The 14,845-nt window shown below is 68.7% G+C and carries 15 protein-coding genes and 3 tRNA genes; 3 read left to right on the forward strand and 15 right to left on the reverse strand.

The features are described from left to right. Positions 1–76: 76 nt before the first annotated feature. The 15 genes from Cs7R123_RS17340 to Cs7R123_RS17410 form a co-directional block, all read right to left on the reverse strand. Positions 77–3,511: a DNA-directed RNA polymerase subunit beta gene (locus Cs7R123_RS17340; protein WP_212827751.1), complete on the reverse strand. Its 3,435-nt coding sequence runs from the start codon at positions 3,509–3,511 to the stop codon at positions 77–79. Positions 3,512–3,962: 451 nt separating this feature from the next. Continuing rightward, on the reverse strand, positions 3,963–4,343 hold the full coding sequence (gene rplL / locus Cs7R123_RS17345; RefSeq protein ID WP_212827753.1) for a 50S ribosomal protein L7/L12: 381 nt from the start codon (positions 4,341–4,343) through the stop codon (positions 3,963–3,965). Between the two features lie 78 nt (positions 4,344–4,421). Further along, positions 4,422–4,958 carry a 50S ribosomal protein L10 gene (rplJ, locus tag Cs7R123_RS17350; RefSeq protein WP_212827755.1) on the reverse strand — a complete coding sequence of 179 codons (537 nt, stop codon included), beginning with the start codon at positions 4,956–4,958 and terminating at the stop codon, positions 4,422–4,424. Between the two features lie 358 nt (positions 4,959–5,316). Continuing rightward, entirely contained in the window at positions 5,317–6,027 is a 711-nt protein-coding gene (rplA, locus tag Cs7R123_RS17355; RefSeq protein ID WP_212827757.1) for a 50S ribosomal protein L1, read from the reverse strand. Positions 6,028–6,114: 87 nt separating this feature from the next. Then, positions 6,115–6,546, reverse strand: coding sequence for a 50S ribosomal protein L11 (rplK, locus tag Cs7R123_RS17360; RefSeq protein WP_212827758.1), 432 nt, complete (start codon positions 6,544–6,546; stop codon positions 6,115–6,117). Between the two features lie 243 nt (positions 6,547–6,789). Beyond that, entirely contained in the window at positions 6,790–7,494 is a 705-nt protein-coding gene (gene nusG, locus Cs7R123_RS17365) for a transcription termination/antitermination protein NusG (RefSeq protein WP_212827759.1), read from the reverse strand. Positions 7,495–7,518: 24 nt separating this feature from the next. Next, entirely contained in the window at positions 7,519–7,920 is a 402-nt protein-coding gene (secE, locus tag Cs7R123_RS17370) for a preprotein translocase subunit SecE (protein WP_212827762.1), read from the reverse strand. Positions 7,921–8,123: 203 nt separating this feature from the next. Next, positions 8,124–8,196 (reverse strand) — tRNA-Trp (locus Cs7R123_RS17375). Between the two features lie 150 nt (positions 8,197–8,346). Beyond that, a complete protein-coding gene (locus Cs7R123_RS17380) occupies positions 8,347–8,754 on the reverse strand; it encodes a MaoC family dehydratase (RefSeq protein WP_212827764.1) in 408 nt (135 codons plus the stop codon). Between the two features lies 1 nt (position 8,755). Next, entirely contained in the window at positions 8,756–9,205 is a 450-nt protein-coding gene (locus Cs7R123_RS17385; protein WP_212827766.1) for a MaoC family dehydratase N-terminal domain-containing protein, read from the reverse strand. 97 nt (positions 9,206–9,302) lie between these two features. Further along, on the reverse strand, positions 9,303–9,470 hold the full coding sequence (gene rpmG / locus Cs7R123_RS17390; protein ID WP_018347744.1) for a 50S ribosomal protein L33: 168 nt from the start codon (positions 9,468–9,470) through the stop codon (positions 9,303–9,305). A gap of 174 nt (positions 9,471–9,644) precedes the next feature. Then, positions 9,645–9,717, reverse strand: a tRNA-Met gene (locus Cs7R123_RS17395). 39 nt (positions 9,718–9,756) lie between these two features. After that, positions 9,757–9,829 (reverse strand) — tRNA-Thr (locus Cs7R123_RS17400). Positions 9,830–9,956: 127 nt separating this feature from the next. Continuing rightward, on the reverse strand, positions 9,957–12,458 hold the full coding sequence (locus tag Cs7R123_RS17405) for a bifunctional diguanylate cyclase/phosphodiesterase (RefSeq protein WP_212827768.1): 2,502 nt from the start codon (positions 12,456–12,458) through the stop codon (positions 9,957–9,959). Positions 12,459–12,519: 61 nt separating this feature from the next. Then, positions 12,520–12,753, reverse strand: a complete 234-nt coding sequence (locus Cs7R123_RS17410; RefSeq protein WP_212827770.1) for a hypothetical protein — start codon at positions 12,751–12,753, stop codon at positions 12,520–12,522. A gap of 246 nt (positions 12,754–12,999) precedes the next feature. Here Cs7R123_RS17410 and Cs7R123_RS17415 point away from each other — a divergent pair, with 246 nt between their 5' ends. The 3 genes from Cs7R123_RS17415 (at position 13,000) to Cs7R123_RS17425 (ending at position 14,682) form a co-directional block, all read left to right on the forward strand. Further along, positions 13,000–13,221, forward strand: a complete 222-nt coding sequence (locus tag Cs7R123_RS17415) for a hypothetical protein (protein WP_212827772.1) — start codon at positions 13,000–13,002, stop codon at positions 13,219–13,221. A 146-nt stretch (positions 13,222–13,367) separates the two neighbouring features. Further along, a complete protein-coding gene (locus Cs7R123_RS17420) occupies positions 13,368–14,237 on the forward strand; it encodes an MEDS domain-containing protein (protein WP_212827773.1) in 870 nt (289 codons plus the stop codon). Next, entirely contained in the window at positions 14,227–14,682 is a 456-nt protein-coding gene (locus tag Cs7R123_RS17425; RefSeq protein ID WP_212827775.1) for an ATP-binding protein, read from the forward strand. Before Cs7R123_RS17420 ends, Cs7R123_RS17425 begins: the two co-directional genes overlap by 11 nt. The last annotated feature ends 163 nt before the right edge of the window (positions 14,683–14,845 follow it).

A 14,845-nucleotide genomic window follows, 5' to 3' on the forward strand; every position in this document is an offset into this window, starting at 1 on the left:
TCGTGTCTTCGTCAGGATCAGTTGATGGGGAAAGCGATCCCCGGGGCGGTCTTGCCAGCCCCGGGGATCGCCTTCATCAGACTTCCTCGACGCTGCTCGGCTCACGCCGGGACAGATCGATGCCGAGCTCCTCCGCGGCCCGGAACACCTCGTCGTCGGTCTCGCGCATCTCCAGGGCCACACCGTCGCTGGACAGCACCTCGACGTTCAGGCACAGCGACTGCAGTTCCTTGAGGAGCACCTTGAACGACTCGGGGATGCCCGGCTCGGGGATGTTCTCGCCCTTGACGATGGCCTCGTAGACCTTCACGCGGCCCAGCACGTCGTCGGACTTGATGGTCAGCAGCTCCTGCAGCGCGTACGCGGCGCCGTAGGCCTGCATGGCCCAGCACTCCATCTCGCCGAACCGCTGGCCACCGAACTGCGCCTTACCACCCAGCGGCTGCTGCGTGATCATCGAGTACGGGCCGGTCGACCGAGCGTGGATCTTGTCGTCGACCAGGTGGTTCAGCTTGAGGATGTACATGTAGCCGACCGAGATCGGGTCCGGCAGCGGCTCGCCGGACCGGCCGTCGAACAGCTTCGCCTTGCCCGACTCGCCGATCAGCTGCAGCCCGTCCCGGTTGGGCAGGGTGCTGGCCAGCAGGCCCGCGATCTCGTCGTCGTGCGCGCCGTCGAAGACCGGGGTCGCCACGTTGGTGTTGGACTCGGCCTCGTGCGCCCCGATGGAGCGCAGTGCCTTCTTCCACTCCGCGTCGTCGCCCTCGACCTTCCAGCCGGTCTTGGCGACCCACCCGAGGTGGACCTCCAGCACCTGGCCGATGTTCATACGGCCCGGCACACCCAGCGGGTTGAGCACGATGTCGACCGGGCTGCCGTCCTCCAGGAACGGCATGTCCTCGACCGGCAGGATCTTGGAGATGACGCCCTTGTTGCCGTGGCGGCCCGCGAGCTTGTCACCGTCCTGGATCTTGCGCTTCTGGGCCACGTACACCCGGACCAGCTCGTTGACGCCCGGGGGCAGCTCGTCGCCGTCCTCGCGGGAGAAGGTGCGCACGCCGATGACCGTGCCGGTCTCGCCGTGGGGCACCTTCAGCGAGGTGTCACGCACCTCGCGCGCCTTCTCGCCGAAGATCGCGCGCAGCAGCCGCTCCTCCGGGGTCAGCTCGGTCTCGCCCTTGGGCGTGACCTTGCCGACCAGGATGTCGCCCGGCACGACCTCGGCACCGATGCGGATGATCCCGCGCTCGTCCAGGTCGGCCAGCATCTCCTCGCTGACGTTCGGGATGTCCCGGGTGATCTCCTCCGGGCCCAGCTTGGTGTCGCGGGCGTCGACCTCGTGCTCCTCGATGTGGATCGAGGTGAGGACGTCCTCCTGCACCAGGCGCTGGGAGAGGATGATCGCGTCCTCGTAGTTGTGGCCCTCCCACGGCATGAAGGCGACCAGCAGGTTGCGGCCGAGCGCCATCTCGCCGTTGTCGGTGCAGGGGCCGTCGGCGATGACCTGGCCGGCCTCGACGCGGGCGCCCTCCAGCACCGTCGGCTTCTGGTTCACGCAGGAGCCGGAGTTGGAGCGGCGGAACTTGTGCAGCAGGTACGTCCGGCGGAAGCCGTCGTCCTGGTGCACCGTGATGTAGTCGGCGCACAGGTCCTCGACCACGCCGCCCACCTCGGCCACGACCACGTCGCCGGCGTCGGTGGCGGCACGGTACTCCATACCCGTACCCACCAGCGGAGCCTCGGCCTTGACCAGCGGCACCGCCTGACGCTGCATGTTCGCGCCCATGAGCGCGCGGTTGGCGTCGTCGTGCTCGAGGAACGGGATCATCGCGGTCGCGACGGACACCATCTGCCGCGGCGACACGTCCATGTAGTCGACCTGCGTCGGCGGCACGTAGTCGACCTCACCGCCCTTACGGCGGACCAGGACGCGGTCCTCGGCGAACGAGCCGTCCGACAGGAGCACGGCGTTGGCCTGCGCCTTGACGAACCGGTCCTCCTCGTCGGCGGTCAGGTAGTCGATCTGGTCGGTGACCCGGCCCTCGACGACCTTGCGGTACGGCGTCTCGACGAAGCCGAACGGGTTGACCCGCGCGAACGTCGAGAGCGCACCGATCAGACCGATGTTCGGGCCTTCCGGCGTCTCGATCGGGCACATGCGGCCGTAGTGCGACGGGTGCACGTCCCGGACCTCGAAGCCGGCGCGGTCACGCGACAGACCACCCGGGCCGAGCGCCGACAGGCGGCGGCGGTGGGTCAGACCCGCGAGCGGGTTGGTCTGGTCCATGAACTGCGACAGCTGCGACGTGCCGAAGAACTCCTTGATCGCCGCCACCACCGGGCGGATGTTGATCAGGGTCTGCGGCGTGATCGCCTCGACGTCCTGCGTCGTCATGCGCTCACGCACGACGCGCTCCATGCGGGAGAGGCCGACCCGAACCTGGTTCTGGATCAGCTCGCCGACGGTGCGCAGGCGGCGGTTGCCGAAGTGGTCGATGTCGTCGGCCTCGTAGCCCTCCTCACCCGCGTGCAGGCGGGCCAGGTACTCGACGGTGGCGACGATGTCGTCCTCGGTCAGCGTGCCGGTGGTGATCGGGACGTTGACTTCCAGCTTCTTGTTGAACTTGTATCGGCCGACCTTGGCTACGTCATACCGCTTCGGGTTGAAGAAGAGGTTGTCGAGCAGGGTCTGGGCGTTCTCCCGCGTCGGCGGCTCCCCAGGGCGCAGCTTGCGGTAGATGTCGAGCAGCGCCTCGTCCTGGCCGGCGATGTGGTCCTTCTCCAGCGTGGTCATGAGCAGCTCGGACCAGCCGAACCGCTCACGGATCTGGTCATTGGTCCAGCCGATGGCCTTGAGCAGGACGGTCACGGCCTGGCGGCGCTTGCGGTCGATGCGCACGCCGACGGTGTCGCGCTTGTCGATGTCGAACTCCAGCCAGGCACCCCGGCTCGGGATGACCTTGACGCTGGAGAGGTCGCGGTCCGAGGTCTTGTCCGGCTCCTTGGCGAAGTACACACCCGGGGAACGGACGAGCTGGCTGACCACGATGCGCTCGGTGCCGTTGATGATGAAAGTGCCCTTCGGCGTCATCATCGGGAAGTCACCCATGAACACCGTCTGGCTCTTGATCTCGCCAGTCGAGTTGTTGGTGAACTCCGCCGTCACGAACAGCGGCGCGCAGTAGGTGAGGTCCTTCTCCTTGCACTCCTCGATGGAAGCCTTCACCTCGTCGAAGCGAGGGTCGGAGAAGCTGAGCGACATGGTGCCGGAGAAGTCCTCGATCGGGCTGATCTCCTCGAGGATCTCCGCAAGGCCCGATCGGGCGTCTGCGACGAGATCCACCGAACGGATCTGCCAGGACTCATTGCCGACAAGCCAGTCGAAAGACTCGGTTTGAATTGCGAGCAGGTTTGGTACTTCGAGGTGTTCGGTGATTCTGCCGAACGAGATCCGGCGAGGAGCGAACGCGCTCGACGATCGACTGGTCTTCGCAGGGCGGGAGGCTGCCAAGATACGTCCTTCCGAGGACCGGTGGTGCAACGGCCGTTACGCGAACATCCCGACGACCCCTGACCAGCATCCGACATCGGACATTCTGGGCACGGGAAAAGTCGAAGGGCAGCGCAAACTAGCAGTGTAGCCGAAGCAGCGACCGCTGTCGAGTCTCCACGGCAGGCTTCCGCAGAACGTGGTCCAGCCCACCTTCAGATCGGTGTCGCCACGCTCCGCACTCCTGCCGCTACTAACTCGGAAGGTCGTACTGAAGAAAGACTGCCTGGCGTCGCGGTCCCAGTCAAGACCCGACGACTGTTCCAGTGTCACGTACGGCGTCAACTATGCAACGGAGCGCCCGTATCCGCAGCCAGAAGCGCAAGAGGCGGGCACCCTGTCGGGTGCCCGCCTCTCGACTAGCGCATCTGCGCGGTAGGCCGCGTCCCGTCTGACGGAACGCGGCGCCGGATCACTTGAGGGTGATCTTGGCGCCCTCGGCCTCGAGCTTCGCCTTGGCCTTCTCGGCGGTCTCCTTGTTGACCTTCTCGAGGATCGCCTTGGGGGCGGCCTCGACGACGTCCTTGGCCTCCTTCAGGCCCAGGCCGGTCAGCTCGCGCACGACCTTGATGACCTGGATCTTCTTGCCACCGTCGCTGTCGAGGACGACGTCGAACTCGTCCTTCTCCTCCGGCGCCTCGGCGACGACGGCCGGGCCGACCGGGCCGGCCATGACCGGGGCGGCGGCCTTGACGTCGAAGGTGTCCTCGAACTGCTTCACGAACTCGGAGAGCTCGATCAGGGTCATCTCCTTGAACGCGGCAAGGAGGTCGTCGGTGCTCAGCTTCGCCATGTCAGGCGTCCTTTCGTACGTGGTTCATCAGCTGCGGCAGGACGCCGCGAGCAAAGTTGGGACAGAAGGCGGCGACGCTCACGCGTCGGCGCCCTCCTTCTCGAGCTTGTCCTGCAGAGCGGCGGCCGTACGGACGGCCTTCACCAGCGGCGCCTGGAACAGGGCAGCGGCGTTGCTCATGCTTGCCTTCATCGCGCCGGCCAGCTTGGCCAGCAGCACCTCGCGGGACTCCAGGTCGGCGAGCTTGCCGACCTCGGCGGCCGAGATGGCCTTGCCCTCGAAGACGCCGCCCTTGATGACGAGCAGCGGGTTGGCCTTGGCGAAGTCGCGCAGGCCCTTGGCCGCGTCGACGACGTCGCCGGAGACGAAGGCGAGCGCGGTAGGACCGGTGAACAGAGCGTCGAGACCGGTCAGACCGGCGTTGGTCGCGGCGATCTTCGCGAGCGTGTTCTTGGCGACGGTGTACTCGGCACCGCCCATGGAACGACGCAGATCGGTCAGCTGCTTCACGGTCAGGCCGCGGTACTCGGTGAGCACCGTGGCGTTGGACTCCTGGAAGCGCTTGGTGAGCTCCGCAACGCTGCCGGCCTTGTCGGCACGGATCTTGTCCGCCATGTCCCCTCCTCTCTCGTACTCCAGGCTGGTTTCGCGGGGACCCTGGTCCCGGCAGCGAATGGGAGAACGAAAAACGCCCCGGCGCAGGGCGCACGGGGCTTCACGCGGCGCTGGGCGCCGCAGGCGAGGCTACCGTCCTTCCCTGCGCGGGCCGCCCGTTCTCCCGCTCGTTGCCGAGCGGCGGGTCCTTCGATCGCCCGGTTGCCCGGACGATGACCAGCGGTCTTTGGGTGGAACTGTTACGGCGACTCTACGTGACCGGGTATCGGGCCACCAAATCGGGGTGCTGTGACGTACCCCGGCAAAGCAGCGGCGCCGCCCGCGGTGTGCGGACGGCGCCGTGACGGAGCGGGGCGGATCAGGCCTCGGTCTCCAGGAAGTTGCGCGTCACGTTCGGGTCGACCGGGATGCCCGGGCCCATCGTGGTGGTGACGAACACCTTCTTGAGGTACTTGCCCTTGGCCGCGGACGGCTTGCAGCGCAGGACCTCGTCGAGCACCGCGGCGTAGTTCTCGACCAGCTGCTCGGGCGAGAACGAGGCCTTACCGATGATCAGGTGCAGGTTCGAGTGCTTGTCCACCCGGAAGGTGATCTTGCCACCCTTGATGTCGGCCACCGCCTTGGCGATGTCCATGGTCACGGTGCCGGTCTTCGGGTTCGGCATGAGACCGCGCGGGCCCAGGATCCGCGCGATACGGCCGATCTTGGCCATCTGGTCCGGCGTCGCGATCGCGGCGTCGAAGTCCAGCCAGCCCTCCTGAATCCGGGCCACCAGCTCGTCGGTGCCCACCGCGTCGGCGCCGGCGGCGGTCGCCTCGGCGGCCTTCTCGCCGGAGGCGAAGACGATGACGCGGGCGGTCTTGCCCGTGCCGTGGGGCAGGTTCACCACGCCGCGGACCATCTGGTCCGCCTTGCGGGGGTCGACACCGAGGCGCATCGCGACCTCGACCGTGGCGTCGAACTTCACCTTGGTGGTGTCCTTGGCGAGCTTGATCGCCTCGAGCGGGCCGTACAGCTTGGTACGGTCCACCTGCTCGAAGGACGTGTTGTAAGACTTGCCGTGCTTCATTTCTCAGTTCTCCTGTGGTTGTGTCGAGCCCCTGCGGGCCCTCCCACGAAATGGGTCACCGTCGGCGCGCAGCGCCGTACGACGGCGTCAGTCCTTGACGGTGATGCCCATCGACCGAGCGGTGCCGGCGATGATGCGCTCGGCCATCTCGATGTCGTTGGCGTTCAGGTCGGACATCTTCTTCTCGGCGATCTCCCGGAGCTGGGCGCGGGTCACCGAACCGACCTTGGTGGTGTGCGGCACGCCGGAGCCCTTGGGCACGCCGGCGGCCTTGATCAGGAGCCGGGCGGCGGGCGGCGTCTTCAGGATGAACGTGAACGTACGGTCCTCGTACACACTGATCTGCGCCGGGACGATGTCACCGCGCTGCGACTCGGTCTGGGCGTTGTACGCCTTGCAGAACTCCATGATGTTCACGCCGTGCTGACCCAGCGCCGGACCCACCGGCGGAGCCGGGGTGGCCTGGCCGGCCTTCAGCTGCAGCGTGAACGTCTTGACGAGTTTCTTCTTCGGAGGCATGTCTACTTCCTGGGACTTGTCGACCCGGCATCGAACGCCGGATCAGGGTGGTTTACACCGGACCGGCCGGTGCGATGCGCGCACGGTCAGCGCGCGGCACAGGCCGGACGTTCAAGGCTACCGCATACTGGTCCGCGCCTATTCGCCGAGGTCGGTGTGACCGCGGACGCGGCGCGGCGGCGCGCGCCCGCAACGCCGACGCGGCGGGGGCCAGAGGCCACCCGCCGCGTCCGGAGAGCTTCGTCAGATCTTGGTGACCTGGTTGAAGTTGAGCTCGACCGGGGTCTCCCGGCCGAAGATCGAGACGAGCACCTTGAGCTTCTGCTGGTCGGCGTTGATCTCGCTGATCGTCGCCGGCAGCGAGGCGAAGGCGCCGTCGGTGACGGTCACCGAGTCGCCCACCTCGAAGTCGAGCACCCTGATCTCGGCCTTGGCCTTCTTCTGCGCACCGGGCGCCTCGACCGACGGCAGCAGCCACTTGAGCACCTCGTCGAGGCTCAGCGGCGCGGGCCGGTCCGCGCGGTCGGTGGCACCCACGAACCCGGTCACCCCGGGCGTGTTGCGCACACACGAGTACGACTCGGGGGTCAGGTCCATCCGGACCAGCAGGTAGCCGGGGAAGACCTTGCTCTGCACCTGGGTGCGCTTGCCGTTCTTGACCTCGACCTCTTCGCGGGTCGGCACCTCGACCTGGAAGATGTACTCCTCCATGTCGAGGCTGGTGATGCGGGTCTCGAGGTTGGTCTTGACCTTGTTCTCGTAACCGGCGTACGAGTGCACGACATACCAGTCGCCCGGGGCGAACCGCAGCTTCTGCCGCAGCTCGGCAGCCGGGTCGAACTCGTCTTCAGCGTGCTCCGCCGCCCCGTGCGCCGGCTCGTCGGACACCGCGACCGCGGAGGTCACCTCGATGTCGTCGGACTGGGCCGTCTCGTCGTACTCAGGCACGTAGCTCGCTCACTTCCGTATTCGTTACTTGGCGTTGTGGTCGCCGAAGACGAACAGCACACCCTTGGCGTACAGGTAGTCGAGGCCGGTCACGATCGCCATGATGGCGGTCACGAACACGAGCACGACCGCGGTGTAGGTGAGCAGTTCGTTACGAGTCGGCCAGATGACCTTACGCAGCTCGGCGACGACTTCACGGACAAAACGTCCGATTCGACCGAAGAAACCGACCTTCTCGGTCGCGTCCGCCTTCTTGACCGCGCGAGCGCCCTTGCCGTCCACCGGCCGGGCCTTGGTCGCCGTGCCGCGTCCGCCGCCGACGGCAGCGTCCTCGTCGGTCAGGGCGTCATCGTCGACAGCGTCGTCGAACACGTCGTCGACGTGCTCGGCCGCGGCGTCCTCGCCACGTCGGTTGCTCTCGGCCACTGCGCCCTACTTCCATCTCGCGGGGTGGTGTCGGGTCCGTGCAGGGACACGGGCCCGTGTGCCCTCGCTGTCGAGGGGCACCTGTCACGCTGGCCCCTGCCCCAGGTGGGGCCGAGAGGGCCATACGACCCATGGTGCGCCGTCGGCCATGCCGACGGCCAGTTTCCACGGATCGCCCACCGAGGGCCGGTAGGCCGAAGCCGCAGGGGCGACAGGACTCGAACCTGCAACCTGCGGTTTTGGAGACCGCTGCGCTGCCAATTGCGCCACACCCCTGTGCGGGAAAGTCACCTGAACGGCCGCCTAAGCTAACCGTCAGAGGTCACTAACCCCACGGCGGACCAGTGTACGGGTATCCGGGCGAGTGAGCCAACTGGGCTCGGCCCTTTTTTGTCCGGCCTGTTTCGCCGACCCCCCACCGGCCCGTCAGTCCTGCCGGATCACGACCCTGGCCTGCGCCAACACCTTCTCGCCACCGCACGTGGCGGTCAGGTCGAACGTGACCAGACCCTCCGCGGTGACCGACTTGATCACCGCGGTGAAGTCCACCGCGGTTCCCTCGTCCGTGTCCGGCACCGGCACCGGGCGGGTGAACCGCACCCCGATGTCGAGCACCGCGTCCGCCCGGCCGACCCAGTTGGTGACCGCCCGGCCCGCCAGCGCCATCGTGTACATGCCGTGCGCGATCACCCCCGGCAGGCCCACCCCGACCGCGGTACGCTCGCTCCAGTGGATCGGGTTGAGGTCCCCGGAGGCCCCCGCGTAGCGGACCAGGTCCGCGCGGGTCACCCGGAAGGTCTGCGAGGGCAGCTGCTGCCCCGTCTCGTACGCCATCTCACTCACCGTGCCCTCGGACGACCAGCTTGCACACGACCGTGACGACCGGCTCCCCGGCCGGCGTGGACAGCTCCGCGCGGGTGGTGAGGAAGTCGTGCCCGCCCCGGTGGGTGATGTCGTCGATGCTGCTCACCACCACGAGCTCGTCGCCGGCCACGATCGGGCGGCGGTAGCTGAAGCGCTGATCGCCGTGGACCACACGGGTGTAGTCCATGCCCAGCTCGGGGTCGGTGACGATCTGCTCCATCGCGGCGAAGCTCAGGATGATCGGGAAGGTGGGCGGCGCCACCACGTCGCGGTAGCCGGCCGCGTGCGCGGCCGCCACGTCGTGGTACAGGGCGTCCGGGGCGCCGATCGCGTCGGCGAACTCCCGGATCTTCTCGCGCCCCACCTGATAGGGCTCGGTCGGCGGGTATGTCCGACCGATGAACGACTGATCCATCGGCATGCCAGTGAACCTATGCCAGCAGGGGGTGGCCCTGGTGGGCCACCCCCTGCTCGAAGATCTGGTGAGACCGCCGTCATCGGGTCTCGCGCTGAGTCGCTCAGCGGGTTTCGCGGTGCGCGGTGTGCTTGCCGCAGCGCGGGCAGAACTTCTTCAGCTCAATCCGATCCGGGTCGTTACGCCGGTTCTTCTTGGTGATGTAGTTCCGCTCCTTGCAGTCCACGCACGCCATGGTGATCTTTGGACGTACGTCAGTCGCCTTGGCCACGGGAGTGCCTTTCTGAAACAGCTGCTTTGAATTACCGGCATTTCAGGATAGACAGAGTCCGTCCCGATCTGCAAAAGGGTCACCAGTGGCGATCCTTACACCGCTCGACCATCGGAGCTGCTGCCCGACCTGGTCGCGCACCCTCCGGCGGCTGACGCCCGGGTGTCTAATGCGTAGCGATGGCCGGACTTGAACCGGCGACACAGCGATTATGAGTCGCTTGCTCTGCCAACTGAGCTACACCGCCTGGCGAGCCCTGCCGGAAGAATATCCGGCAGTCCGGTCGAGCCCCCTTACGGAATCGAACCGTAGACCTTCTCCTTACCATGGAGACGCTCTGCCGACTGAGCTAAGGGGGCGTGCTCGCTGCCTGGTGGTTTCCCACCTCGCCGCGCGCCTTGGTAAGAGTACACAACATCGGGCCCTGGCGGAAATCGGGTTCGGTGTGGCGCGCCACAACCTTGCCGCGGCATCCGGCGGACGGCCTCAGCCGACCGCGCGCAGGCGGCGCACCTCGCCCAGCGGGGTGGGCTCGGCGTCGGTCTGGGCGCCCAGCCACGCCTCCAGCCGCTCGTACGGCAGCGGCCGGCTGAACAGGAAGCCCTGGCCGATGTCGCAGCCGATCTCCTCCAGCAGCTCCAGCGTCAGCTCGCTCTCGACACCCTCGGCCACCACGGTCAGCCCGAAGTGCCGCGAGATGTCCACCACGGCCCGCACTATCGCCAGATCGCCCGGGTCGGTCGCCATGCCCTGCACGAACGAGCGGTCCACCTTCACCTCGTGCACCGGCAGCCGCCGCAGGTACGACAGCGACGAGTAGCCGGTGCCGAAGTCGTCCACGGACAGGTGCACGCCCAGGTCGTACAGGCGGCGCAGGGTGGGCAGCAGGCGGTCGACGCCGTCGACCACCCCGTCCTCGGTGATCTCCAGCGTCAGCCGGTCGGGCGATACGCCGTACTCCTGGAGCAGATCGTCGACGCGCTGCGGGAACGACGGGTCGACCAGGGTGCGCGGGGACAGGTTCACCGCCACCGACAGCGGCCGTCCGGCGTCCACCCACTGCCGCGCCCGGCGCAGGCCCTCGCGCAGCACCACGTCGGTCAGGCGGGACAGCTGGCCGGTGTGCTCGGCCACCGCGACGAAGTCCTCGGGCGCGACCGCGCCGTGGGTCGGGTGCTCCCAGCGGGCCAGGCACTCCACCCCGACCAGGCGCCGGTCCCGCAGCGACACCTTGGGCTGGAAGAAGACCTCCAGCTCGCCGTTGTCCAGGGCGCGGCGCAGGTCGCCGGCCAGGCCCACCCGCCGCATCGACCGCGACTCCAGCCCGACGTCGAACAGCTGCACGCCGCTGGCCAGGCCCTTGGCCGCGTGCGTCGCCACGTCGGCGCGCTGGATCAGCGTCGCCGGATCGGAGCCGTGCTCGGGATGCAGCGCGATCCCCACCGCCGTGTTGACGTCGAGGGTCAGCGAGCCGAAGGTCATCGGGTCCTGCAGCAGGCTCCGCAGCTCGGTCGCCAGGTCGACGGCGGCCTCGGCGTGGGGCAGGCGCAGGGTGACGACGAACTCGTCGCCGCCGGAGCGGCCCACCAGGGCCGCGGGCGGCGCCAGCGTGCGCAGCCGGGTGGCCACCTCGGCCAGCAGCTGGTCTCCCGCGGCGTGGCCGAGCGAGTCGTTGACGTCGCGCAACCCGTCCACGTCGAACATCAGCAGGGCCACGACCTCGCCGGGAGCGCGGACCCGCACCGCCTCCTCCAGCGCCTGGGTCACCCGGCGCCGGTTGGGCAGGGCGGTCAGCGCGTCGTGGTAGGCGTCGTAGCGCAGCCGGTCGACCAGGCGGTTGTTCTCCACCGCCACCGCCGCGTGCGCGGCGACCGACTCCAGCAGCCGCACGTCGGCCGGGCCGAAGTGCATGTTGTCGCCGAGGCGGCCCGCGACCTCCAGCGTTCCGATCACCGCGGAGCTGGCCCGCAGCGGCACCACGATCGCGTCCTTGACGCTGGACTCGCGCAGCTCCGCGCGGAGCTGGTCGTCGCCGAGCTTGGCACCGCCGGCGACGGTCCGCCCCGTGCCGACCGCCTGCTTGCGCATCGAGTCCGGCGCGCCGGCGACGTCGAGCAGGCCCTTGTCGTCGGGCCGCGCGCTGAGCAGCAGTTCGGGGTGGCGCCCCTGCGCGGGCAGCCACAGCGTCGCGTACTCGGCCTGGAGCAGCTGCCGGACCCGCGCGAGCAGGACGTCGGGCAGGGTGCCGTCGTGCGGGGTGTCGGAGATGGCGCCGGTCAGGTCGTAGATCTCGGTCAGCGTGCGGTGCTGGTTCATCGACCGGTTGTACGACCGGTATGCCAGGGCGAAGCAGACGATCAGGACCGCCATCAGGATGATCGCGCCGATGCCCTGCTGTAGCAGCAGAAGGACCGCGAGCCCGACGGCGGTGTTGATGCCGGCCATGACGACGCCGGGCACCGCCGCGGCGAGTTCCTGCGGCGCGAACCTTCCCTGCACGAGGGTGATCACGCTGACCACGCTGACGAGCGAGACCAGCACGCTCACCATCACCGCGACGACCAGCACCAGCCAGCTGCGCGGATCTTCGAGGTCGATCGGGCCGCCGATCAGCACCAGCAGGCTGGCGGCCGCGGTGCCCAGCGACATGACCGCGACGTTGAACGCCGCCTTGACCGGGGCGACCTTGCGCCGCCACTGCACGATGCACTGCACCGCGATGCGGGTCAGCAGCAGCGGCACCGGGGGCAGGTAGAAGAGCCCGAGGAGGAATGGGATCTCGGCGAGGGTGAGGAAGAACCCGTGCCGCCGGACCTCGAACTGGAGGACGGTCGTCTCCGCGCCGACCCACAGGGCGAAGAAGAGCGGGATCAGCCACCAGTGCGCAAGGTGTGCCGTCGAACGATTGGCGGCCAGCGCCGAGAGTCCGAGGGCCAGCACCGCTGCCGGGCCCGTGATCAACCAGGCCAGTTCGGCGGAGCGCCGCACGCCTCGTTCAGCTCTGGCCAACGCCGTTGGTCCGCTCTCTAGGGGGCTGACCGGCTACCGGTCAGCTCCACTGAAATTCGGCTTCTTCACGGCCCGTCAGCGCCGTGGCACCCGCGGTGTCGTCACCGCTGGGCAGAGAGCTCCACTGGAACTCGTCCGGAAGGACGGTCTCACCGGCGCTCCACTGGAACTCCTGCGCCGACATCGTCGGCTCTGCGACACCACCCAGCACGGTTCCCAGCGCCACGATGAGCGCGCCGCTGCCCATCCACCGGGCAAGCTTGCTCGTTCGCATCATCGACTCCACGGGTGACAGAGGAAAACCAGGGGCTGTCAAGGATCGTGCCACAGGTTCCGGCACAAGAGGAAGCCCGCATGGCGTGCCACGCCGCGGTCCGACCAATTTATAGCCGTTCGGTGAGGACGGGCTGGACCGGCCGCAGCGGCAGCTCACCCTCAGGAATGCGGAACCACACTGTACGTCCCCCGGCGCCGTCAAGACAGTCCTTGCCTGCTGTTCGAACGTGTGTACGATACCGCCATGATGCGTCTGGTCGAGCACCGATGGAACGGCACCACCACCAGCTATGCACGTCAGGACGTGTTCCTGCGCGCGAACCCGGCCGGGCCCTGGGAGGTCGAGCACCGCCAGCACGGCAGGTCCATCATGCGGGAGTACGCCACCGAGGGCGAGGCGCGCCGGGTCGCCGACGGGCTGTGCGCGATCGGCCAGTGGCGCAACCTGGAGCATCTGCACCGCTGAACCGCCCCCGGACCCCACCGCCCCGTCCGCGAAGTTTGACCGGCCTGCACCATGGGTAGCTCGATGGCACGCTTGATACCGGGTTACCGTGTTGCGCAGCTCTGCGGGATGCGCGGCGCTGCGGGGGTTGGGTCGAGGAGGGACCGGTGAGCGGTACGTCCGTGGAGGAGCTCCGGCCAGGCGATCACGCCTGCCTGACCTTCTCCGACAGCGACGAGCGGCTGGACATCGTCGCCGCGTTCGTGCGCGACGGGCTGCGCGCCGGGCAGAAGGTCGTCTGCCTCACCGAGTCGCTGAGCCCGTCCGCGCTCACCGAGGAGCTGGCCCGGCGCGGCTTCGAGCCGGCCACGGCCGCCGAGACGGGACAGCTGCACATCGCGTCCGCGGGCGAGTTCTTCGTGCCGCAGGGCGTGTTCGACCCGGGCAGCGCCCTCGGCGCGGTCCGCACCCAGATCGAGCGGGCCGGCCGCGACGGCTACCAGGGCCTGCGGGTCACCAGCGACATGTGCTGGGCGCTGCGGCCGGTCGGCGGCGCGGCCGGGCTCATGGCGTACGAGTCGCAGCTGAGCCGGATGCTCGCGCAGGAGAACGCCACCGCCGTCTGCCAGTACGACCGCCAGTGCTTCGACACCGTCACCCTGGCCACCGCGGCCGAGGCGCACGGGCGCACCGTCGCGGCGATCACCTACCACGACGACGCGCTGCTGCGGATCTGCCGCCAGCACGTGCCCACCGGGGTGCGCGTCGCCGGCGAGATCGACTACCGCGCCGCGGAGCCGCTGACCCGGGCCATGACCGAGGCGCTCGCCCTCGACGACCACATCGACGTCAACCTCACCCGGCTCGTCTTCCTGGACACCGTCGCCGCGGGCGTGGTGGCCCAGGCGGCGGTCGGGCTCACCCCGGCCCAGCGGATGACCGTCCGCTGCCAGGGGATGCCATACAAGATCCTCGCCGCGCTGGGTCTGCGGGACATTCCCGGCGTCACGCTGATGGCCGTCGAGCATGGTGACTGACCGGCCCTCGCGCGACAGGCCGGGCAACACGCCGCGGCCCGGACAGCGACGGCTGCTGCTGGACCTGCCGTTCACCGAGCCGGAGCTGGTCGGGCTGCGCGCCGCCGTCGCCGCCCACGCCAGCGAGTCGGGCATGCCCGAGGAGCGGATCGACGTCCTCGTCTTCGTCGCGTACGAGCTGGCCACGAACGCGGTCCGGCACGGTGGCGGACACGGGCGGCTGCGGCTGTGGCGCGACGGCGACACCATCGCCTGCCAGGTGTCCGACCCGGGCAGCGGACCGCCCGCCGAGGCGCTGAACATCCGGCGGCCCGGCCCGGGTGCGACCGGTGGACGCGGGTTGTGGCTGGTCCGGACGTTCTCCGACAGCGTGGAGGTCGAGGTGCGCGACAGCCCCGACGGCGGGGCCGAGATCACCGCCCTGGTCCCGTACGCCGCCGAGTAGGCCCGGGATCACCACCCGACCCGGGACCGGGCTGCGCCGGGCTGTCCGGCTGCTTGATCGGCGTCTGCGGTCACTTCACGGCGAGGGCTGCCGCGCACGGCGAGGGCTGCCGCGGTGATCGCTGTTCGAGGTCAGAAAGTGCCGTCTGAGTTCGCCTTCTGAC

Source organism: Catellatospora sp. TT07R-123 (assembly GCF_018327705.1).
GTDB lineage: Bacteria > Actinomycetota > Actinomycetes > Mycobacteriales > Micromonosporaceae > Catellatospora.